The following is a 19,357-nucleotide window of genomic DNA, read 5'->3' as shown; positions in this document are numbered from 1 at the left end:
TGGCGAGGTTTACCCGTTAGTAGCGTTCTGGTCGTCTCGAACGTACTTGGGGTAACGGCTGCCGTGTGCGGCAGGGTCGAAAGTGGGTGGGGGCCGGTGTCAGTGCGCAGGCCGGTGGCGTGGATCGTGGCGGTCGTGCTCTTCCTGGAGGCGGTCGGCGTCGCGGCGCTGAACTGGTTCCTGGGGATCGTCGTCGACCGGCAGGACATGTCCCTGGCCGGTCTCGACCCGGACATGATGTCCGTGTCCTCGAAGATCGGCGGGCTCGTCTTCGGGCTCTACTTCGCGCTGTGCGCCCTGGTCGCGCTGCTCGTGGCGCTGCGCGACCGCGCGCCCGCCGGGCTCGGCCGGGTCCTGCTGATCAGCGCGGCCGTGGTGCACGGGCTGCTCGGCGCCTTCACCTGGGGGCTGGTGGGTCCCGGCGCCTTCGCCTTCATGATCGTCGTACTGGGTCTCATCGTGCTGCTGCTGATGACGTACGACGCCCACGAGGAGCCCGCCGCCGGGCAGTCCGCCCCCGGACGGCCCGAGGACGGCAGGAGCGGCGACGGCACCCCGGCCCCGGTCAGCTCTCCGCCGGCGCCCACAACTCCGTGATACCGACCCCGAGTTCGGCGAGGAGACGCCGCAGCAGGGGCAGGCTGAGGCCGATCACGTTGCCGTGGTCGCCCTCGATGCCGTCGATGAACGGGGCCGAGCGGCCGTCCAGGGTGAACGCCCCCGCGACGTGCAGCGGCTCGCCTGAGGCCACGTAGGCCGCGACCTCCTCGTCGGTCGGCTCGCCGAAGCGGACGACGGTGGAGGCGGTCGCCGAGACGTGGCGGCCGGAGGCGGTGTCCCAGACGCAGTGGCCGGTCTGCAGCGTGCCCGCCCGGCCGCGCATCGCCTTCCAGCGGGCGGTGGCCTCCTCGGCGTCCGCCGGCTTGCCCAGCGCCCGGCCGTCCAGGTCGAGCACCGAGTCGCAGCCGATCACCAGGGCGCCGTGCACCTCGGGCTTCGCGGCCACGACGGAGGCCTTGGCCTCGGCCAGGGCGAGGGCCAGCTCGGCGGGGGTGGGCGCGGTGACGGCGTCCTCGTCGACGCCGCTCACGAGTACCTCGGGGGCGAGCCCGGCCTGGCGGAGCAGGCCCAGCCGGGCCGGGGACCGGGAGGCGAGGACGAGTCGGCGGCGGGGCTGAGCAGCAGTCATGGGGTCACATTAGCCACCCGGGCGGGGCCCGCTCATCCCAGACCGAGGACGATCATCGCGAGGACCATGGCCAGCGCCAGGAAGACGCTCAGCCGCCGCAGCATGTCCTGCATGTCGCGCAGTTCCTTGGGCGGCTCGTTCTCGGGGTCGGACCACAGCATGCCACCAGCGTGGGGCCTGGCCGGGGGCGGCGACTTGAGTACGGGTACTCAAATCGGGGCGCGGGGTTCCTCTTCCGTGCGCTCACGCGGCGGAGCCGCACATCGACACAGCCCCGCGCCCCTGGGTGGCTGTTCTCAGCTCGGCCAGTACGTGCGGCCCCATGCCGTTGGGCCCGGGTGGGGCATGCGGTGGGCTGCGATGCGGGATGGGTCCGACCAGGCGTCGCGCGGCGGCCGGGGGCCGGACGGTTCCGATTCCGTCGCTGCCGCGCGGGCCCTGACCACCGTCAGGGCGGCGGCCAGTTCCTCCGGGGTGGGGTTGCCCCGTACGACCTTGATGGTCACAGCGGTCTCCTTACAGGGGGATGTTGCCGTGCTTCTTCGGGGGCAGGGACTCTCGCTTGGTGCGTAGCTGGCGCAGGCCGCGGACGATGTGGCGGCGGGTGTCGGACGGCATGATCACCGCGTCGACGTAGCCGCGTTCGGCGGCGGTGTAGGGGTTGAGGAGGGCGTCCTCGTACTCCTGGATGAGGCGGGCGCGGGTGGCCTCGGCGTCGTCACCGGCCTCGGTGATGGTGCGGCGGTGCAGGATGTTGACCGCGCCCTGGGCGCCCATGACGGCGATCTGGGCGGTGGGCCAGGCCAGGTTGAGGTCGGCGCCCAGGTGCTTGGAGCCCATGACGTCGTAGGCGCCGCCGAAGGCCTTGCGGGTGATGACCGTGATGAGTGGGACCGTGGCCTCGGCATAGGCGAAGATCAGCTTGGCGCCGCGGCGGATGATGCCGTCGTGCTCCTGGTCGACGCCGGGCAGGAAGCCGGGGACGTCCACGAAGGTGATCACGGGGACGTTGAAGGCGTCGCAGGTGCGCACGAAGCGGGCCGCCTTCTCGGACGCGGTGATGTCCAGGCACCCGGCGAACTGCATCGGCTGGTTGGCGACGATGCCCACGGGGCGGCCCTCGACGCGGCCGAAGCCGGTGAGGATGTTCGGCGCGAACAGCGGCTGGGTCTCGAAGAACTCGGCGTCGTCCAGGACGTGCTCGATGACGGTGTGCATGTCGTACGGCTGGTTCGCCGAGTCCGGGACGATCACGTCCAGCTCGGCGTCCTCGTCCGTGACGGCGAGGTCCGCCTCCTCCGGGAACGCGGGGGCCTCGGAGAGGTTGTTGGACGGCAGGTACGACAGCAGTTGCTTGACGTACTCGACGGCGTCCTTCTCGTCGCCCGCCATGTGGTGGGCCACGCCCGAGGCGGAGTTGTGGGTGCGGGCGCCGCCCAGCTCCTCGAAGCCGACGTCCTCGCCGGTGACCGTCTTGATGACGTCGGGTCCGGTGATGAACATGTGGCTGGTCTGGTCGACCATCACCGTGAAGTCGGTGATCGCGGGGGAGTAGACCGCGCCGCCCGCGCACGGGCCGACGACCAGGCTGATCTGCGGGATCACGCCGGAGGCGTGGGTGTTGCGGCGGAAGATCTCGCCGTACGCCCCCAGTGAGGCCACGCCCTCCTGGATGCGGGCGCCGCCGGAGTCGTTGATGCCGATGACCGGGCAGCCGGTCTTCAGCGCGAAGTCCATGACCTTGACGATCTTCTGGCCGTAGACCTCGCCCAGCGCGCCGCCGAAGACGGTGAAGTCCTGGGAGAAGACGGCGACGGGGCGGCCGTCGACGGTGCCGTAGCCGGTGACGACGCCGTCGCCGTACGGGCGGTTGCTGTCCAGGCCGAAGTTGGTGGAGCGGTGCCGGGCGAACTCGTCCAGCTCGACGAAGGACCCCTCGTCGAGCAGGAGGTCGATGCGCTCACGGGCCGTCAGCTTGCCCTTGGCGTGCTGTTTCTCCACGGCGCGTGCGGAACCGGCGTGCGTCGCTTCCTCGATACGGCGCCTCAGATCCGCGAGCTTGCCCGCGGTCGTGTGGATGTCGGGCTGCTGCTCTTCCGGCTCGGACATCGGGATGCGGCTCCCTGCCTGCTCAAAAGGGTGGGGACGGTTACTCATCCGTAGAGTAGTAGGGGCCCTTCCGTTCGGCAGTGCGGTGTTTCCCACACCTACTGTGGGTTGCATGACGCCCCGAGATTCCTCCGACTCCTCGAATGACTCCTCGAATGACTCCGCGAAGGACTCCGCGAAGGACTCCGCGAACAGCCGGTGGTCCGACCTGGACCGGCCGCCCCTGAACGGCACGGCACTGCGCCGGGGACTGGTACGGGAGAAAGGGCTGTGGAACCAGGTGGACGTGGTCCAGCGCACCGGTTCCACCAACTCCGACCTCGTGGCCCGGGCCGCCGACCGGAAGCTGGCCGAGGGGGCCGTCCTCGTCGCCGAGGAGCAGACCGCCGCGCGGGGCCGCCTGGACCGGCAGTGGACGGCGCCGGCCCGGTCCGGGCTCTTCTTCTCCGTACTGCTGCGGCCCGCCGAGGTGCCCGTGACCCGCTGGGGCTGGCTGCCGCTGCTCACCGGCGTGGCCGTGGCGACCGGGCTGTCCCGGACGGCGGGCGTCGACACCTCCCTGAAGTGGCCCAACGACCTGCTGGTGACCGTCGGCGACGAGGAGCGCAAGGCCGGCGGCATCCTGGCCGAGCGGGCCGGGGACGACGGGGTCGTCATCGGCGTCGGCATCAACGTCAGCCTCAGGGCGGACGAGCTGCCGGTCCCGCGGGCCGGGTCGCTGGCGCTGGCCGGGGCCGTGAACACCGACCGGGATCCGCTGCTGCGCGGGGTGCTGCGCTCGCTGGAGGACTGGTACGGGCGGTGGCGGGAGGCCGGAGGCGACCCGGCGGCCAGCGGGCTCCAGGAGACGTACGCGGCGGGCTGCGCGACGCTCGGGCGGATAGTGCGGGCGGAACTGCCGGGGGAGCGGTCGCTCGTGGGCGAGGCGGTGGCCGTGGACGGGGACGGGCGGCTGGTCCTGGCGACGGAGGCGGGGGTGCAGGAGCCGGTGGGAGCGGGGGACATCGTGCACCTGCGGTTGGCGTGAACGTTGATCGTGAACGTTGAGTGTGAGCGTGACCGACAGGCGGGCTCGGGGTGAGCTTGGTCTCCGGCGGCTCGGGGCGATGGCCGTGCGGGGCGGCGGCTGCTTCGGGCGGGCTCGGGACGCGGGCCGGGAGGGCTGAGGCCAGGAGGGGTGGGGCCGGGAGGGCTGGGCCGGGAGGGGTGAGGGTGGTCTCCAGTGGTTCGGGGTGGCGGCCGTGCGGGGCGGCGGTGGTCCCGGAGCGGCTCGGGAGCCGGGCCGCACGGGAGTGAGCTGGGGCACACCTGACGTAAAGTTGTGGCCGGTCGAACCTGACCGCGGCAGATCGGAAGGGCAGCAGGCGTGACCGTCGACGACACGGGCTCCGGCGCGAACGGAGACGCGGACGGGGACGGCCGGGTGGACCCCGAGCCCGCCCCGGTCTCCGCCGACCCCGGCGAGGACCCGCTCGCACTGCGCCTCGAGGGGCTCATCCTGGGCGCCGAGCGCCGCTACACCCCCTTCCAGGCCGCCCGCAGCGCGGGCGTCTCCATGGAACTGGCCTCCCGTTTCTGGCGGGCCATGGGCTTCGCCGACATCGGGCAGGCCAGGGCCCTCACCGAGGCGGACGTGCTCGCCCTGCGGCGGCTGGCCGGTCTGGTGGAGGCGGGGCTGCTCAGCGAGGCCATGGCCATTCAGGTGGCCCGGTCCACCGGGCAGACCACCGCCCGGTTGGCGGAGTGGCAGATCGACTCCTTCCTGGAGGGGCTGACCGAGCCCCCGGAGCCCGGGATGACGCGCACCGAGGTGACGTATCCCATCGTCGAGCTGCTCCTTCCCGAGCTGCAGGAGTTCCTCGTCTACGTCTGGCGGCGCCAGCTCGCCGCCTCGGCCGGCCGGGTCGTGCAGGCCGGTGACGACGAGGAGATGGTGGACCGGCGGCTCGCGGTCGGCTTCGCGGACCTGGTCGGCTTCACGCGGCTGACCCGCCGGATGGAGGAGGAGGAGCTCGGCGAGCTGGTCGAGGCCTTCGAGACCACCTGCGCCGACCTGGTGGCCGCACGCGGCGGACGGCTCATCAAGACCCTCGGCGACGAGGTGCTCTACGCCGCCGACGACGCCGGTACGGCGGCCGAGATCGCGCTGCGTCTCGTCGAGACGATGGCGAACGACGAGACCATGCCGGAACTGCGCGTCGGCATCGCCTTCGGCACGGTCACCACCCGGATGGGCGACGTCTTCGGCACGACCGTCAACCTGGCCTCCCGGCTCACCTCGATAGCCCCCAGGGACGCCGTCCTCGTCGACACCGCCTTCGCGGAGGAGCTGATGCGCACGCGGGACGCCCCCGCCTCGGAGACGGCCGCGGCGGAGGAGGCCGCCGCCGCGGAGAAGGAGGGCGAGGAACCACCGGCGTACCGCTTCGCGCTCCAGCCGATGTGGCAGCGCCCGGTGCGCGGTCTCGGCGTGGTCGAGCCGTGGCTGCTCACGGGCCGCGGTGACGGCGGCGGAGAGTCGTAGGAGCCGTAGGAGTCAGCCGTAGCCCCTGGCCCTGGCCCTCGCGCGCCGACAGTCACCCCCGGGTACGTCGTCAGTCGTCGCCGTCGAGCAGGCCCACGCACAGGCCGATCACCGGCACGCACAGGCCCGGATCGTCGGGCTCCGCGGTCGGGGCGGACGTCGGTGGCGTGTCGCGGCCCGGTGACGAGGTCGGCCCGGGGCGCTGCCCGGCGTGGTCGGACCGCGAGGGCTGCGGGGAGCGCGGGGCCGGGGCCCGGTCCGCCTCCTCCCGCTCGTCCCCCCGGCCGCGGGTGTTCGGGGTCGGGGCGTCCGGCCCGCTCGTCGCCGTGGAGAGCGGGCCCGCCGGGCCGCTCGCGGACGTGCCCGGTACGAGACCCGGTCCGGGGGAACCGCTGAGCCCGCCCATGGCCGACGTCGCCGAGGGACTCGCGCCGGGCGTCCCGGCGGTGCCCGCGGCGGCGGCCGGTGCCGTCGCCGGGTCCGTGGCGGCGCCCCGGCCTCCCGCGTCCGGGCGCGGCCCGGCCTCCGCGCCGAAGCCGCCCCCGTCGCCGCCGGGCTCGGGCAGCAGGCGTACGAGGCTCAGGGCGCCGGCCGCCAGGGCGAGGCCGCCGGCGGCCAGCAGCACCTTGCGCGGGCGCGGCCTGCGGTGCCGGCCACGGCGACCCCACGGGTGCTGTTGCGGTGGCTGTGGCTGTGGCTTAGCCGGTGTGCCGGTCGTAGTCATGATCCCTCCCCGGTGCGCACGCGCCCCCGCTGCGCCGTGGCGGAGCGAGGCTACGGGCTGCCGTCGACCGGGGTACGGCGGTCAGCGCGATGTCACTCGAACGGGTAAGCGGGGAGGTGCGGGAGATGCCGGAGGTGCGGAGAGGCGAGCACGTCCGGCCTTCCCCCGCGCAGGGCCGCCTGCGATGATCGGGCGGTCGAGTTGTTAACACGCGTTAACCGGAGGGTGTCATGAGCGAGGAGCGGTTCGGAGAGTTCGTGCTGGTGCGGCGGCACGGCGACGGGCATGTCGCGGAGCTCGCGCTCGACCGGCCGAAGGCCATGAACGCCGTCTCGACCGCGATGGCCCGGTCCGTGAGCGCGGCGTGCGCGGCGCTGGGCGAGGACCGCGGTGTGCGGGTGGTGGTGCTGACCTCGACCCACGAGCGGGCGTTCTGCGTCGGGGCCGACCTGAAGGAGCGCAACTCCTTCTCCGACGCCGATCTGCTGCGCCAGCGGCCCGTGACGCGCGGCGCGTACACCGCGGTGCTGGAGCTGCCGGTGCCGACGGTCGCGGCCGTGCACGGGTTCGCGCTGGGCGGCGGGTTCGAGCTGGCCCTGTCGTGCGACGTGATCGTGGCCGACCGTACGGCCGTGGTGGGGCTGCCGGAGGTGTCGGTGGGGGTGATTCCGGGCGGCGGCGGTACGCAGTTGCTGCCGCGCCGGGTGGGCGCCGCACGCGCCGCCGAGCTGGTGTTCACGGCCCGGCGGGTGGCGGCCGGGGAGGCGCGTGAGATCGGGCTCGTGGACGAGCTGGTGGACGAGGGCCGGGACCGGGAGGAGGCGCTGGACCTCGCCTCCCGGATGGCCGCGAACTCGCCCGTGGGGCTACGGGCGGCCAAGCGGGCGCTGCGCCTCGGACACGGTCTTGACCTGCGGGCGGGGCTCGAGGTGGAGGACGCGGCGTGGCGGTCGGTGGCGTTCTCCGGGGACCGGGCGGAAGGGGTGGCGGCGTTCAACGAGAAGCGGGCGCCACGGTGGCCGGGCGAGTGAGGCGGCCGGGCGAGCGGGGCGGCGTGGGCGAGCGGGGCGGCCGGGCGAGCGCGATCCCCGTCCGGCGCCGATCGCCCCGCGCCGGCCACCCCGCGCCCCGTGCCGGTCGCCCTGCGCCGGTCGCCCCGAGCCCCAACCGGTCGCCCTTGCCGATCACCCCGCGCCCGTAGCCGACCGCTTCACGCCCGTAGCTCCACGCCCGCCGTTCACGCAGGCCCCGTGTCGGTCGCCCTCACGCCGGGAGTTCTCGCGCCGTCCGACACTCGCCCGGTTCGCCCCGTTTGAGTAACGTTTCTTCATGAATTTCCCTAGCCTGGAGTGATGGGTGACGACAGGCGGCTCGCGGCCGTGGTGGCGCTGGCGCAGGGCATGGCCGCCGCGCACAGTGCGCGTGAGGCGTGGCGGGCGGCGGCCGTCGGTGGGTGCCTGGCGCTGGGCGGCAGCTTCGCCGCGCTGTCGGTGTGGGAGCGGGAGCTGGGCCGGCTCCGGGTGCTCGTGAACGTCGGGCGGCGGGCCGAGGGCGAGGAGGAGTTCCCGGAGGACGAGTCCTACCCGGTGCACCAGTTCGCGGAGATCACCGAGTTCCTGCACGAGCGCTGGGCCGGCGGCGGCGAGCCCGACGCCTGGGTCGAGACGGCCGAGGGACCCGCCGCCGGGCGCCCCGGATACGTCCATCAGCGCGTCGCCGCCCTGCGCCGCCGAGGGCGCGGCTGCTGCGTGGTCGCGCCGATCGTGCTGCACGGCCGCGCCTGGGGCGAGCTGTACGTGGCGCGCCCGGTGGGGGAGCGCGTCTTCGTGCGGGCCGACGCCGACTTCGCCACCGTACTGGCCTCGGTCGTCGCCGCCGGGATCGCGCAGACCGAGCGCCTCGAGGAGGTCCGGCGCCTCGCGTACACCGACGCGCTCACGGGGCTGGCGAATCGCCGCGCCGTCGACTCCGCGCTGGACGAGGCCGTCGAGCGGCACCGCGAGGAGGGCGTCGTCGTCAGCCTCGTCGTCTGCGACCTGAACGGCCTCAAGCGGGTCAACGACACGCACGGCCACGCCGTCGGCGACCGGCTCCTGGAGCGGTTCGGGTCGGTGCTGTCGCTGTGCGGGGCGATGTTGCCGGGGGCGCTCGCGGCGCGGCTCGGCGGGGACGAGTTCTGCCTGCTCGCGGTGGGGCCGCCCGCCGACGCGGTGGTCAAGGCGGCCGAGGAGCTGTGCCGCCGGGCGGCCGAGCTGGAGCTGGGGGACGGCGTGGCCTGCGGGGTGGCGTCCACGGAGGACCCGGTCGGGCCCGTCCGTTCCGCCCGCCGGCTGTTCCGGCTCGCCGACGCCGCCCAGTACCGCGCCAAGGCCGAGCGGTCGGCCGGGCCGGTCGTCGCGGGGCGCGAGGGGCCCGACGACCCCGTCGTACGGCTCGCGGACGAACCCTCCCGGGAGGAGGGCGGCGAGCGCAGGCGATTCCGCGGCCGGCACTCCCCGTAGCCGCCGGGGCGGGGCGGCGGTAAGGGGCGCCACGGGCACCCGGCCGTGACGTATCCCCTCGTGACATCATCGAATTCACTGCGTACGCTCCTGAATATGGATATGCACACTGTGGTGGTGGGGACCTCCGGGGTCACGGCGTCCGACGTCCTCGCCGTGGCGCGGGCCGGCGCCCGGATCGAACTCTCCGACGACGCGGTCGCCGCCCTGGCCGCCGCCCGCTCCGTCGTGGACGCGCTGGCCGCCAAGCCGGACCCCGTGTACGGCGTGAGCACCGGCTTCGGCGCCCTGGCGACCCGGCACATCAGCCCGGAACTGCGGGCCCAGCTCCAGCGCAACATCGTCCGCTCGCACGCCGCCGGCATGGGTCCGCGCGTCGAGCGCGAGGTGGTCCGCGCGCTGATGTTCCTGCGGCTGAAGACCGTCTGCTCCGGGCACACCGGCGTACGCCCCGAGGTCGCGCAGAGCATGGCCGACGTGCTCAACGCCGGCATCACCCCGGTCGTGCACGAGTACGGCTCGCTGGGCTGCTCCGGCGACCTCGCCCCGCTGTCGCACTGCGCGCTCACCCTCATGGGCGAGGGCGACGCCGAGGGCCCCGACGGGACCGTACGCCCCGCCGGTGAGCTGCTCGCCGAGCACGGGATCGCGCCGGTCGAGCTGCGCGAGAAGGAGGGCCTCGCCCTCCTCAACGGCACCGACGGCATGCTCGGCATGCTGGTTATGGCCCTCGCCGACCTCGACACCCTCTACAAGTCCGCCGACATCACCGCCGCGCTGACCATGGAGGCCCTGCTCGGCACCGACAAGGTGCTCGCCCCCGAGCTGCACGCCATCCGCCCGCACCCCGGGCAGGCCGCCAGCGCCGCCAACATGGCCGCCGTACTCAAGGGCTCCGGCCTGACCGGGCACCACCAGGACGACGCCCCCCGCGTCCAGGACGCCTACTCGGTGCGCTGCGCGCCGCAGGTCGCCGGCGCCGGACGCGACACCATGGCCCACGCCGGCCTGGTCGCCGAGCGCGAGCTGGCTGCGGCCGTGGACAACCCGGTCGTCCTTCCCGACGGCCGGGTGGAGTCCAACGGCAACTTCCACGGCGCCCCGGTCGCCTACGTGCTCGACTTCCTCGCCGTCGCCGTCGCCGACCTCGGCTCCATCGCCGAGCGGCGCACCGACCGGCTCCTCGACAAGAACCGCAGCCACGGCCTGCCGCCGTTCCTCGCCGACGACGCGGGCGTCGACTCCGGCCTGATGATCGCCCAGTACACGCAGGCCGCCCTGGTCGGCGAGTTGAAGCGGCTCGCCGTACCGGCGTCGGCGGACTCGATCCCGTCCTCCGCGATGCAGGAGGACCACGTGTCGATGGGCTGGTCGGCGGCGCGCAAGCTGCGTACGGCCGTCGACAACCTCACCCGCGTGATCGCCGTCGAGCTGTACGCCGCCGCGCGCGCGGTCCAGCTCCGCGAGGGCCTCACCCCGGCCCCGGCCTCGCGCGCCGTCATCGACGCCGTACGGGCGGCCGGTGTCCAGGGTCCGGGACCCGACCGCCACCTGGCGCCCGACCTCGCCGCGGCGGACGCGTTCGTGCGCGCCGGGCACCTGGTCACGGCGGCGGAGACGGTCACGGGACCGCTGCGCTAGCCGGCGACGAGAAAGCCTGGCCGGCGATGAGAAGCCGATGAGAGGCCGACGAGAGGGCCCTGCCGTGGCGGCGGGGCCCTCTCCAGGTCAATAGAACGTCAAGTTCTCTCAGAGGCCGAGGCGTTCCCGGCGTACCGAGTAGCCCACGAAGCCGGCGCCGAGGCCCAGGCACAGGGCGCCGCCGACGACGTACGGCTTGCTGTCGAAGCTGCCGGTGTCGGCCAGGCGGGTGGTGCCCCCGTCGGTCACCGTCGTGTCCGTGGAGGCGGCTCTTGCCTGTGCCGTGACCTGCGGAGACGGGGTCGCGGCGGCGGACTCGAGCACCGGTGTCCGCGGTGTCGCGTTCGCCGACGGGATGAACCACAGGGCACACAGCAGGCCGCCCGCGGAGGCGGCGGTCAGCAAGGAACGGCGAGCGGATGACACGGAATATCGATCCCCTTGTGGCGCTGGCGAATTGGCCGTGTGGGCAGATGTTAGTGAAAGACGCGGGTCACAGGAAAGTCACGGGAGGGGTCGGCCTTACGCTCCGGGCATGAGCACTCCAGAGACATCACGGTTTGTACGTATTCGCGTCGAGCTCGTTCTCGAGATCGACGACGAGGAGGCCGTCACCGGGGCCGCGCTGCAGACCCTCGCCGACGACGCCGACCTGTCCGACACGGAACGCACCGACTCCGAGCGCGCTGTGACGGAGGACACCGCCGAGGCCCTGGCCCACCTCGTGGACCCGTTCGACCTGGTCAGCGAGGTACCCGGGGTGGAACTCCAGCAGGCCTCCTGGAGCAGCGAGCGAATCGACTACGACCCCGACTCGCCCGAGTGGGACCTGGACGGGGATGATGGCGGCGAGAACGACCCGGAAGACGAAGAAATGACGGTCGGCTGACGCAGTGTGGGGAAAAAACTGACCCCGGGCGGCAACCGCCGTCCGGGGTTTCGTCGTCTCAAGGTGCGCACTGACCGACCTCCGCACCGCCTGCCGCCGCCTTCGCGGCCGAACGTGGTGTGCCCCACACGTGCGAGCGATGTGGAACGGGACGAACCGGTCGTAGCGTTGAAAGTTATTGACGGGGTATCTCGGGGTTTCGGGAATCGGCAACGATGGAGAAGCGTGTGATGACGGACGGTAAGCGGCGCAAGAGTCTGGCGGCCGCGTCCGCACTGCTCGGCGGCGTACTGGTGCTCTCGGCATGTTCCAGTAGCGACGCCGACTCCTCCGGGGGTGGGGACGGGAAGACCTCGCAGGCGGAGGTCGACGAGGCGGCGGCGAAGAAGTCGTCCGAGGCGCAGATCAAGATCACTCCCAAGGGCGGCTCGGACAACGCCTCGATCAACAACTCCGCCGGCGTCACCGTGAGCAAGGGCACGCTCACCGAGGTGAAGATGACCGCCACCGACGGCACTGTGGTCGAGGGCGAGATATCCGCCGACAAGACGAGCTGGAAGCCCGGCGGCCAGCTTGAGCGCGCCACCAAGTACCGGATCACCGCGACCGCGAAGGACTCCGAGGGCCGCGCCGCCCACGAGAACGCGTCGTTCACCACGGTCTCCCCGGAGAACAGCTTCATCGGCACCTTCACCCCGGACGACGGCAAGACCGTCGGCGTCGGCATGCCCGTGTCGATCAACTTCGACAAGGAGATCACCGACAAGGCCGCCGTCCAGAAGGGCATCACGGTCAACAGCAGCAGCGGCCAGGAGGTCGCCTGCCACTGGTTCAGCACCCAGCGCATGGACTGCCGCCCCGAGGACTACTGGACGGAGAACTCGACCGTCACCCTGAAGCTGGCGCTCGACGGGGTCGAGGGCGCCGACGGCGTCTACGGCGTCCAGCAGAAGTCGGTCACCTTCAAGATCGGCCGCAACCAGGTCTCCTACGTCGACGCGAAGACCAAGCAGATGAAGGTCACGCAGGACGGCAAGACGGTCAAGACCATCCCGATCTCCGCAGGTTCCCCCGAGAACAAGACCTACGAAGGCCAGATGGTGATCTCCGAGAAGTTCGAGGAGACCCGGATGGACGGCTCGACGGTCGGCTTCACCGACGACGACGGCAAGGGCGAGTACGACATCAAGGACGTGCCGCACGCCATGCGTCTGAGCACCTCCGGCACCTTCATCCACGGCAACTACTGGGGCAAGGGCATCTTCGGCAAGGCCAACACCAGCCACGGCTGCGTGGGCCTGGAGGACGCCAAGGGCGCCGACGACCCGAACACGCCGGGCGCCTGGTTCTACAACAACTCGATCGTCGGTGACTTGGTCGTCGTCCAGAACACCGGCGACGAGACCATCGCCCCGGACAACGGCCTCAACGGCTGGAACATGGACTGGGCCCAGTGGAAGGCGGGTTCGGCGGTCTGACGACCCCGTCCCCCGCACGTTTCACGCGCCGCGCGTACAGCGCCTGTCGCCCCCTCACCGGGGCGGCAGGCGCTGTCTCGTCTCCGGCGCACACGGACACTGACGGGGCGTCGGCCAGTCCGGTCAGTCGGTGTAGTTCGTCCTCGGGGCCCGGCCGGGCGCACGGTCTCCGTCTCCGTTCATCTGGCCGGGTCCAGGTCCAGGTCCAGGTCCGGGTCCAGGTCCAGCCATTCCCCGACGGTCATTACGTGGGCGCGCCGTCCGGCGTGCGTGCGGAACTCGGCCTCCGGGTCGGCGATCTCGACGTAGCCCGCGATCTTGTCCGGCTGCTCCGGCTCGTAGTGGATCGGCACGGCGTACCGGGCGTCGAGGATCTCCGCGGCCGCGGCGGCCTGCCGCGGGTCCAGCGCGGCGGGCAGCGGGCTCGGCGGCCGCAGGTGCGGCGCGTCGACCACGGCGCCGTTGGCGGGCAGGAACACCGCGTCGAACGGGCTGAACCGGCGCGCGACGAGCCACCAGTAGCCGTGGAACATCGTGTCGCCGCCGTGGAAGATCCGCTGCCCGTCGGCCTGCACCACCCAGTTCACCTGCGGGTCGCCCAGCCCGTCGACGGAGGGGACCGCCGTGACGCGGAACGGCCCGACGTCGCGAGTGGACCAGACGTCCACGACCTCGACGGCCAGCCGGTGCTGCACCAACTCGCGCTCGGCCAGCAGTGTCGTCACGTTGTCCACGTCGTCGCCGTGACCGGGCGCCGGTCGCAGCACCGGCGCCCCCGGCGTCAGCGCGGACGCGAGCGCGGACGCGTCGGTGTGGTCCCGGTGCAGGTGGGTGACGAGCGCGGCGCAGGCCTTCCCGCCCGGCACCGCCAGCCCTTCGCCGGGCTTCCACCCCGTGAACAGCGGTGAGAGGTCCCGCACGTAGTCGATCACCATGCGCTCGCCGCCCGCCTCGATCTCCAGTCCGGCCCAGCCCAGCCGTCGCACCCGCATCTCGTACTCCTTCGTCCCGGTGGAGCCCCGAACGTTAGCGTACGTGCGTTCGCTAAATCAATAGCGAACGCACGTACGCTATCCTTGCCGCATGTCACCACGACGCTCAGCGGCCGAAGCACAGGCCACCAGGGGCCGGATCCTCGGCCGTGCCGCCGAGATCGCCTCGGAGGAAGGGCTGGACGGCATCACCATCGGCCGGCTCGCCGAAGAGCTGGAGATGAGCAAGTCCGGGGTGCACAAGCACTTCGGCACCAAGGAGACGCTGCAGATCTCCACGCTGGACAAGGCGTTCGTGGACTTCTGGCACCGGGTGGTCGAGCCGGTGCTGACCGAGCCGACGGGGCTGCGGCGGCTGCGCGCGGTGTGCGCCAACTCCGTGGACTACCTGGAGGAACCCCTGCTGCCCGGCGGCTGCCTGATGACCGCGGCACTCACCGAGTACGACGGCCGCCCCGGCCGGGTCCGCGACGCAGTGGCCGAGGTGTGGTCGCGTTGGCGGGGACAGTTGCGGGCGGACCTGACCGCGGCGGTGGACAACGGCGAGCTGCCCGCCGGATTCGACGTCGACCAGGCGCTGTTCGAGATCGTCGCAGCCGGACTGGCACTGAACGCGGCCATGCAGCTCCACCACGACCGGGCAGCCGCGCCCCGCGCCCGCCGCGCGATCGACCGGACCCTGACCCAGCCCTGACCGCACACCGCCCCTCGCGGCCCATGGTCCGGAGTCAAGGATTGGACAGTCTGTCCCGGCGACACGCCGCCCAAGTGGCGATTTCGCCGGGACAAACTGTCCAATCACCGAACGCTCTCGACTGCCGGGGCGGCGGGTTGCCGGACGTCGCGGGGTGGCGGCTCCCCTGCGAGTTCGCACCAGATTGTTTTGTGGTCCGGGCAAGGCTCCACGCCCCAGCGCAGTGTCAGTGCGTCGAGGAGGGTGAGGCCACGCCCGGACTCGTCGGTGCCGCAGACCGGGCGGGCGAGGAGGGGCAGGGCGCGTGGGTCGGGGTCGGTGACCTCGATGCGGGTGTGTCCGGTGGGCAGTCCGACGACCCGTACGGTCACGGGGGTGCCCTCGCCGACGTGGTCGACGACGTTCGTCAGCATCTCGCTCACGCAGAGGCGGACGTCGTAGTCGTACCCGCTCAGCAGGCGGCGCACCTCCGGCACGGCTTTCGGCGTGGCGAGCAGGCTCAGTTCCCAGGTCGTCACGGCGCCGCCGCACGCAGGACCGCCGTGAGCGCACGCGCGGTGGTGGCGTTGCAGTTCCCGAGCGAGACGAGACCGGCGGGCGGGGTGTACGTCCCGGCGAACGTCGCCAGGTCCAGGCGGAGGGAGGGGAGGGTGATGCCGTGCAGGGCGAGGGCGGCGCGGAGCTCCTCCACGCAGCGGGGCATGTCGCCCTCCGGGTGAGGGGGGTGGGGCATGAACGGGCACCTTTCCGTGTGCGCTCTGTGACGAACAGCTCACACAGTGACGTGCGGCGCCCTACCGTGAAAGGGATCTCGCGTCGGCAGCCCGGAGTGCGGAAGAGGCAACGCCATGGCACAGCGCAAGGACATCGACGGCTCGACGAGCGTCCCGACCTTCTACGGCAAGGAGTTGAGGTGGCAGCGCGAGCGGGCGGGGCTGTCGCTGGAGGCGCTGGTCGAGGGCAGCTTCTACGGCAAGTCGCTCCTCAGTGACATCGAACGCGGGAAGCGCCGCATGCCGTTGGACCTAGCCCGGCATGTGGATCGGAGGCTCGAGACGGATGGGTTCTTCGAGCGGCGCTGCGAGGACGTGAAGAAGGCGAGGCTCGTTGGTTGCGCTGATTACGCCTTCAACGTCTTTGAGTTGGAGGGGCGAGCCCAGGAAATCGAGGAGTGGGATCCGGCCCTGATCCCGGGGCCGTTGCAGTTGTCTCCCTACATCAGGTCTGTTGTTCTGGCAGCTCATCCCTCCGCCTCGGAGGAGACGGTGGCCGCCAGGATTGAGGCCCGGCGGGCGCGAGCGTGGCTGTTCGAGGACCGACATGCGCCGGAGAGCTGGATCGTGCTGCACGAGTCGATCTTGCGGAAACCGATCACTCCGCCCGACGCCATGGCTGACCAGCTCGCCCATATCGTCGAGGTGGCGAGCAAGCGCCGGGCCGTCACACAGATCCTTCCGATGGCCTCGGAGGCCCAGCCCTTCCTGATGGGCACAACAAGGCTCATGACCTTTGTCGATTCCCCGCCGGTCATGTACACGGAGGGAATGTACAGCGGGCAGTTGGTTGATGATCCACGCCTGGTCAAGCAGTACGCGAAGGCATACGGTCGACTCAGAGCCGCTGCGCTTCCTCCCGAGCCGTCGTTGAGGCTCATTCAGCAAGCGGCGGAGGACTACCGAAACGGCAAGTACCCGAAGCGGGCTGTGTAAATGACGGCAACGGCGACGGCGGCCACTGCGTCGACGTCGCCGACGGCATCCCCGGCCTCGTCCCCGTCCGTGACTCCAAGGCCCCCGACCGCCCCGCGCTCCTCCTCACCGCCCGCGCCTGGGCGCCCTTCGTCACGGCACTGAACGGGGGCACGCTCACGGCGTGACCGGCAGCTCTGCCTCGCGTTTGAATGTGTTGAGCTCGCAGACGTCAGGGTCGGTCAGATAGCCGTAGAGCCGCAGGTCGTTCGCTGATCCCTCGACATACAGCGTCAATCCGTAGCTACCGCCGCCGTTGACATTCTGTGGATAGTCCAAGGTCAGACCAACCGAGTCGAGCTCCTTCCCACGCCCGAAGGACCATTCGCCCTCTCCTGAGGCTCCTTGGTGCTCGCCTCCGGAGAATTCCCAGTCGCGATAGACGAGCTTGCCGTTGGGCTTGAAAGTCAATCCTCCGTACTCACTTCCCGTATATGTGCCCAACAGATCTTCGCTCACCACGTCGTCGTCGACTCTGCCGATCCCGCATCCGACGTAATTCGCGCACGACGTCAGAGAACTGGTGAGCAGCAAGGACCCGATCGCGAGCACGGATCCAAGTGCGGTGCGGTTAGACCGTATACCGGACACTCCAAGATCCTCACGTCTGCGTATCGGCCGCATCCCGGCACGGACCGAGATACACCTCTGGGGCCCCAAAGCTGTACGAAGCCGGTGAATCATGTAGTGCGGCTTGACGGGTTGTCAAGGAATAAGCAGGGGCGCGCAGAGTGCCGTACGTGCGGGGAGCGCCACATCGTCGCGGGCCGGTCAGCGATGGAGCGTAAGTCAACGAGCCGCCGACCGTCTGAGTGGCTTTGCCGGGGCGGAACGGCGCGCCGCTGCCACCCGCCCCGCCGACCCTGCCATCCCTGGGAGGTCATTCAAGGCGTGGGAAGGCTGGAGACGATGGTTGGGCGAAGGGATTTCCTCAAGGCCGGTGCCGTGGGGGGCGCGGCGCTGCTGCCGGGCGGAGCCGTGGGAGCGCGGGCGTACGCCGCGACGGCGCACGGGTCGGAGGGAACGGACGCGTCGGTGCCGCAGACGCCTCCGTTGGAGAAGTACGTCGATCCGCTGCCCAGGCCGGAGACCGCCGTCCCGGACTCCTCCGCCTACCCGGGCGCCGACTACTACGACATCACGATGCGGCAGGGATCGTGGCGCTTCCACCGCGACCTCGGGAAGGCTCCCGTGTGGGGGTACTGGGCCGCGGACCCGCAACACTCCCGCAAGCCGATCGGCATGGGCTACCTCGGGCCGACCATCGACGTGACCAAGGACCGCCCGACGGTCGTCAGGTGGCGCAACGAGCTGCCGACCACCCACATGTTCCAGTCCATCATCGACCGCATCCGCAACGGCGACCCGCAACTCACCCCGATCGCCCCACCGCCCTACGAGGCGAAGCTGCCGTTCCCCGACAACGTCAACGTGTGGAACGTCGTCCACCAGCACGGCGGTTTCACCGCACCGCAGTCCGACGGCATGCCCATGGCGTCGTACACCTCGGACGGCATCCACGCCGAGCACTACACCACCCTGGACCCGAAGCGGGCCGCGCCCAACGAGGCCATCTACGCCTACACGAACCACGAGCGTTCGTGCATGCTCTGGTACCACGACCACGGCATGGGGATGACCAGCCTCAACGTCTACGCGGGCCTGGCTGGCCTGTACCGCGTCGGCGACCCCGCCGACGACCGCCTGGGCCTGCCCGGCGACGCGTACGAGGTGCCCCTGATCCTGCAGGACCGCACCTTCAACAAGGACGGCTCCCTCGCCTACACGATGACCGAGCGGGAGGGCGAGGACACCCCGGTCGTCAACGGGAAGGCGTACCCCTTCCTGGCGGTCGAGCCGCGACGGTACCGGCTGCGCGTACTCAACGCCTCCAACGAGCGGTTCTTCCGGCTGCGGTTCGTCACTCCCCGGGACGTACTGCCGCAGCCCTACCTGCCGTTCTGGCTGATCGGCACCGACGGCGGCCTCCGCGCGCCGCTGCGCATGCTGGACTTCCTGATCTCGCCGGCCGAACGGTACGACCTGATCGTCGACTTCAGCGGCATGCCCGAGGGCACGAACGTGACGTTGACGAACTACAACGCGCCGGTCCACTTCCCCGGCGGTGCCGGGCCGGACATCACGGAGATGATGCAGTTCCAGGTCACCAAGCGGCTGTCCGGAGGCAAGGACGAGTCGACGCCGCCCGAAAGCCTCCACCTGCCCGAGGCCACCCCCGTCAAGGTCACGTCACACACCCGGCGACGCGAGTTCGTCCTGTACCAGCAGAAGCTCTTCAGCACCATGACGATCAACGCGGTGCCGTTCATGGAGCCGTCCCAGGACTTCGTCAAGCGGGGCTCGACCGAGATCTGGGAGTACATCAACCCCAACCACGACGCCCACCCGATGCACGTCCACCTCGTCAACTTCCAGGTCCTGAACAGGCAGCCCATCGACGCGGCCGGCTACCAGGCGCAGTACCAGAAGTGGATCGACGGGGGCCGCAAGGACGAGGACATGCCGGTCCTGGAGAAGTACATCACCGGCCCCCCGATCCCGCCGGACCCGGACGAGGCGGACTCCAGCAAGGACACGGTCAAGTCCTACCCGGAGACGGTGACCAGGATCGCCATCGCCGAGTTCACCCCGCCGACGGACACGATCGCGTCGATCCCGGGCAGCGGAGCCGAACTCCCGGCGACGTACATCCACCACTGCCACATCCTCGAGCACGAGGACGACGACCTGATGCGCCCGTGGACGATCGTCGGTGACGACGACCACGACGGCCAAGACGGTGACGACGACCACGACGGCCAAGACGGTGACGACCACCACGACGGCGGCGACGGTCACGGCCGCTGA

22 protein-coding genes are annotated in these 19,357 nt (G+C 71.3%); 12 read left to right on the top strand and 10 right to left on the bottom strand.

Going from position 1 to position 19,357, the window contains the following annotated elements:
- Positions 1 to 96 precede the first annotated feature (96 nt).
- Positions 97 to 597 carry a hypothetical protein gene (locus KUM40_RS00905; protein ID WP_217161735.1) on the top strand — a complete coding sequence of 167 codons (501 nt, stop codon included), beginning with the start codon at positions 97 to 99 and terminating at the stop codon, positions 595 to 597.
- Here KUM40_RS00905 and KUM40_RS00900 read toward each other — a convergent pair.
- The 4 genes from KUM40_RS00900 to KUM40_RS00890 all read right to left on the bottom strand — a co-directional run bounded on the left by KUM40_RS00900 (position 566) and on the right by KUM40_RS00890 (position 3,298).
- Positions 566 to 1,189, bottom strand: coding sequence for a nucleoside triphosphate pyrophosphatase (locus KUM40_RS00900; protein ID WP_217161733.1), 624 nt, complete (start codon positions 1,187 to 1,189; stop codon positions 566 to 568). The two genes, KUM40_RS00905 and KUM40_RS00900, sit on opposite strands and share 32 nt — an antisense overlap.
- A gap of 32 nt (positions 1,190 to 1,221) precedes the next feature.
- Positions 1,222 to 1,350, bottom strand: a complete 129-nt coding sequence (gene mmpB, locus KUM40_RS42020; protein WP_042825042.1) for a morphogenic membrane protein MmpB — start codon at positions 1,348 to 1,350, stop codon at positions 1,222 to 1,224.
- A 135-nt stretch (positions 1,351 to 1,485) separates the two neighbouring features.
- On the bottom strand, positions 1,486 to 1,695 hold the full coding sequence (locus KUM40_RS00895) for an acyl-CoA carboxylase subunit epsilon (RefSeq protein WP_217161731.1): 210 nt from the start codon (positions 1,693 to 1,695) through the stop codon (positions 1,486 to 1,488).
- A 10-nt stretch (positions 1,696 to 1,705) separates the two neighbouring features.
- Positions 1,706 to 3,298 (bottom strand): acyl-CoA carboxylase subunit beta, encoded by a 1,593-nt coding sequence (locus tag KUM40_RS00890; protein ID WP_217161729.1) that lies wholly within the window; start codon positions 3,296 to 3,298, stop codon positions 1,706 to 1,708.
- 112 nt (positions 3,299 to 3,410) lie between these two features.
- Here KUM40_RS00890 and KUM40_RS00885 point away from each other — a divergent pair, with 112 nt between their 5' ends.
- Positions 3,411 to 4,325, top strand: a complete 915-nt coding sequence (locus tag KUM40_RS00885) for a biotin--[acetyl-CoA-carboxylase] ligase (protein ID WP_254394329.1) — start codon at positions 3,411 to 3,413, stop codon at positions 4,323 to 4,325.
- A gap of 339 nt (positions 4,326 to 4,664) precedes the next feature.
- Positions 4,665 to 5,822, top strand: a complete 1,158-nt coding sequence (locus KUM40_RS00880; protein ID WP_217161727.1) for an adenylate/guanylate cyclase domain-containing protein — start codon at positions 4,665 to 4,667, stop codon at positions 5,820 to 5,822.
- A 70-nt stretch (positions 5,823 to 5,892) separates the two neighbouring features.
- Here KUM40_RS00880 and KUM40_RS00875 read toward each other — a convergent pair whose 3' ends face one another.
- Complete coding sequence (locus KUM40_RS00875) at positions 5,893 to 6,546, bottom strand: hypothetical protein (protein ID WP_254394328.1); 654 nt, start codon at positions 6,544 to 6,546, stop codon at positions 5,893 to 5,895.
- Positions 6,547 to 6,776: 230 nt separating this feature from the next.
- On the opposite strand from KUM40_RS00875, the gene KUM40_RS00870 reads away from it, so the two are divergent.
- From KUM40_RS00870 to hutH, 3 genes are all read left to right on the top strand, one after another.
- Positions 6,777 to 7,577, top strand: a complete 801-nt coding sequence (locus KUM40_RS00870; protein WP_217161725.1) for an enoyl-CoA hydratase/isomerase family protein — start codon at positions 6,777 to 6,779, stop codon at positions 7,575 to 7,577.
- A gap of 321 nt (positions 7,578 to 7,898) precedes the next feature.
- Entirely contained in the window at positions 7,899 to 9,047 is a 1,149-nt protein-coding gene (locus tag KUM40_RS00865) for a diguanylate cyclase domain-containing protein (protein ID WP_217161723.1), read from the top strand.
- A 102-nt stretch (positions 9,048 to 9,149) separates the two neighbouring features.
- Entirely contained in the window at positions 9,150 to 10,688 is a 1,539-nt protein-coding gene (gene hutH, locus KUM40_RS00860) for a histidine ammonia-lyase (protein ID WP_217161847.1), read from the top strand.
- Positions 10,689 to 10,796: 108 nt separating this feature from the next.
- Here hutH and KUM40_RS00855 read toward each other — a convergent pair whose 3' ends face one another.
- The gene (locus KUM40_RS00855; RefSeq protein WP_217161717.1) at positions 10,797 to 11,114 is read right to left on the bottom strand and encodes a hypothetical protein; all 318 of its coding nucleotides are present in this window, start codon (positions 11,112 to 11,114) and stop codon (positions 10,797 to 10,799) included.
- 109 nt (positions 11,115 to 11,223) lie between these two features.
- Here KUM40_RS00855 and KUM40_RS00850 point away from each other — a divergent pair, with 109 nt between their 5' ends.
- Positions 11,224 to 11,577 (top strand): hypothetical protein, encoded by a 354-nt coding sequence (locus tag KUM40_RS00850; protein WP_217161715.1) that lies wholly within the window; start codon positions 11,224 to 11,226, stop codon positions 11,575 to 11,577.
- A 230-nt stretch (positions 11,578 to 11,807) separates the two neighbouring features.
- The gene (locus tag KUM40_RS00845) at positions 11,808 to 13,055 is read left to right on the top strand and encodes an Ig-like domain-containing protein (RefSeq protein WP_217161714.1); all 1,248 of its coding nucleotides are present in this window, start codon (positions 11,808 to 11,810) and stop codon (positions 13,053 to 13,055) included.
- Between the two features lie 179 nt (positions 13,056 to 13,234).
- Here the strand turns inward: KUM40_RS00845 and KUM40_RS00840 are convergent, their stop codons facing one another.
- Positions 13,235 to 14,047 (bottom strand): MBL fold metallo-hydrolase, encoded by an 813-nt coding sequence (locus tag KUM40_RS00840; RefSeq protein ID WP_217161712.1) that lies wholly within the window; start codon positions 14,045 to 14,047, stop codon positions 13,235 to 13,237.
- 91 nt (positions 14,048 to 14,138) lie between these two features.
- On the opposite strand from KUM40_RS00840, the gene KUM40_RS00835 reads away from it, so the two are divergent.
- Complete coding sequence (locus KUM40_RS00835) at positions 14,139 to 14,741, top strand: TetR/AcrR family transcriptional regulator (protein ID WP_217161711.1); 603 nt, start codon at positions 14,139 to 14,141, stop codon at positions 14,739 to 14,741.
- A 104-nt stretch (positions 14,742 to 14,845) separates the two neighbouring features.
- Here the strand turns inward: KUM40_RS00835 and KUM40_RS00830 are convergent, their stop codons facing one another.
- Together KUM40_RS00830 and KUM40_RS00825 are read right to left on the bottom strand one after the other, a co-directional pair.
- Complete coding sequence (locus KUM40_RS00830; RefSeq protein ID WP_217161708.1) at positions 14,846 to 15,259, bottom strand: ATP-binding protein; 414 nt, start codon at positions 15,257 to 15,259, stop codon at positions 14,846 to 14,848.
- Complete coding sequence (locus KUM40_RS00825; RefSeq protein ID WP_217161707.1) at positions 15,256 to 15,474, bottom strand: hypothetical protein; 219 nt, start codon at positions 15,472 to 15,474, stop codon at positions 15,256 to 15,258. The genes KUM40_RS00830 and KUM40_RS00825 overlap by 4 nt, the downstream gene beginning before the upstream one ends.
- A gap of 115 nt (positions 15,475 to 15,589) precedes the next feature.
- On the opposite strand from KUM40_RS00825, the gene KUM40_RS00820 reads away from it, so the two are divergent.
- Together KUM40_RS00820 and KUM40_RS42320 are read left to right on the top strand one after the other, a co-directional pair.
- Positions 15,590 to 16,450 carry a helix-turn-helix transcriptional regulator gene (locus tag KUM40_RS00820; protein ID WP_217161705.1) on the top strand — a complete coding sequence of 287 codons (861 nt, stop codon included), beginning with the start codon at positions 15,590 to 15,592 and terminating at the stop codon, positions 16,448 to 16,450.
- Positions 16,342 to 16,617 carry a DUF397 domain-containing protein gene (locus KUM40_RS42320; protein ID WP_217161845.1) on the top strand — a complete coding sequence of 92 codons (276 nt, stop codon included), beginning with the start codon at positions 16,342 to 16,344 and terminating at the stop codon, positions 16,615 to 16,617. The genes KUM40_RS00820 and KUM40_RS42320 overlap by 109 nt, the downstream gene beginning before the upstream one ends.
- Here KUM40_RS42320 and KUM40_RS00810 read toward each other — a convergent pair.
- Complete coding sequence (locus KUM40_RS00810; protein ID WP_217161704.1) at positions 16,607 to 17,041, bottom strand: hypothetical protein; 435 nt, start codon at positions 17,039 to 17,041, stop codon at positions 16,607 to 16,609. The two genes, KUM40_RS42320 and KUM40_RS00810, sit on opposite strands and share 11 nt — an antisense overlap.
- A gap of 357 nt (positions 17,042 to 17,398) precedes the next feature.
- Here KUM40_RS00810 and KUM40_RS00805 point away from each other — a divergent pair, with 357 nt between their 5' ends.
- Positions 17,399 to 19,357, top strand: a complete 1,959-nt coding sequence (locus tag KUM40_RS00805; protein ID WP_217161702.1) for a multicopper oxidase domain-containing protein — start codon at positions 17,399 to 17,401, stop codon at positions 19,355 to 19,357.

The organism is Streptomyces sp. AC512_CC834 (genome assembly GCF_019049325.1).
In the GTDB taxonomy this organism is placed as follows: domain Bacteria; phylum Actinomycetota; class Actinomycetes; order Streptomycetales; family Streptomycetaceae; genus Streptomyces.
The sequence above is the reverse complement of the archived record's forward strand: the minus strand, read 5'-3'. Positions and strand labels throughout refer to the sequence as shown.

Excerpts from the sequence above, each read along its gene's own strand:
- KUM40_RS00900 (WP_217161733.1), bottom strand. The coding sequence starts at position 1,189 with ATGACTGCTGCTCAGCCCCGCCGCCGACTCGTCCTCGCCTCCCGGTCC.
- mmpB (WP_042825042.1), bottom strand. The coding sequence starts at position 1,350 with ATGCTGTGGTCCGACCCCGAGAACGAGCCGCCCAAGGAACTGCGCGAC.
- KUM40_RS00890 (WP_217161729.1), bottom strand. The coding sequence starts at position 3,298 with ATGTCCGAGCCGGAAGAGCAGCAGCCCGACATCCACACGACCGCGGGC.
- KUM40_RS00885 (WP_254394329.1), top strand. The coding sequence starts at position 3,411 with ATGACGCCCCGAGATTCCTCCGACTCCTCGAATGACTCCTCGAATGAC.
- KUM40_RS00875 (WP_254394328.1), bottom strand. The coding sequence starts at position 6,546 with ATGACTACGACCGGCACACCGGCTAAGCCACAGCCACAGCCACCGCAA.
- KUM40_RS00870 (WP_217161725.1), top strand. The coding sequence starts at position 6,777 with ATGAGCGAGGAGCGGTTCGGAGAGTTCGTGCTGGTGCGGCGGCACGGC.
- KUM40_RS00865 (WP_217161723.1), top strand. The coding sequence starts at position 7,899 with ATGGGTGACGACAGGCGGCTCGCGGCCGTGGTGGCGCTGGCGCAGGGC.
- hutH (WP_217161847.1), top strand. The coding sequence starts at position 9,150 with ATGCACACTGTGGTGGTGGGGACCTCCGGGGTCACGGCGTCCGACGTC.
- KUM40_RS00850 (WP_217161715.1), top strand. The coding sequence starts at position 11,224 with ATGAGCACTCCAGAGACATCACGGTTTGTACGTATTCGCGTCGAGCTC.
- KUM40_RS00845 (WP_217161714.1), top strand. The coding sequence starts at position 11,808 with ATGACGGACGGTAAGCGGCGCAAGAGTCTGGCGGCCGCGTCCGCACTG.
- KUM40_RS00840 (WP_217161712.1), bottom strand. The coding sequence starts at position 14,047 with ATGCGGGTGCGACGGCTGGGCTGGGCCGGACTGGAGATCGAGGCGGGC.
- KUM40_RS00835 (WP_217161711.1), top strand. The coding sequence starts at position 14,139 with ATGTCACCACGACGCTCAGCGGCCGAAGCACAGGCCACCAGGGGCCGG.
- KUM40_RS00825 (WP_217161707.1), bottom strand. The coding sequence starts at position 15,474 with ATGCCCCACCCCCCTCACCCGGAGGGCGACATGCCCCGCTGCGTGGAG.
- KUM40_RS00820 (WP_217161705.1), top strand. The coding sequence starts at position 15,590 with ATGGCACAGCGCAAGGACATCGACGGCTCGACGAGCGTCCCGACCTTC.
- KUM40_RS00805 (WP_217161702.1), top strand. The coding sequence starts at position 17,399 with ATGGTTGGGCGAAGGGATTTCCTCAAGGCCGGTGCCGTGGGGGGCGCG.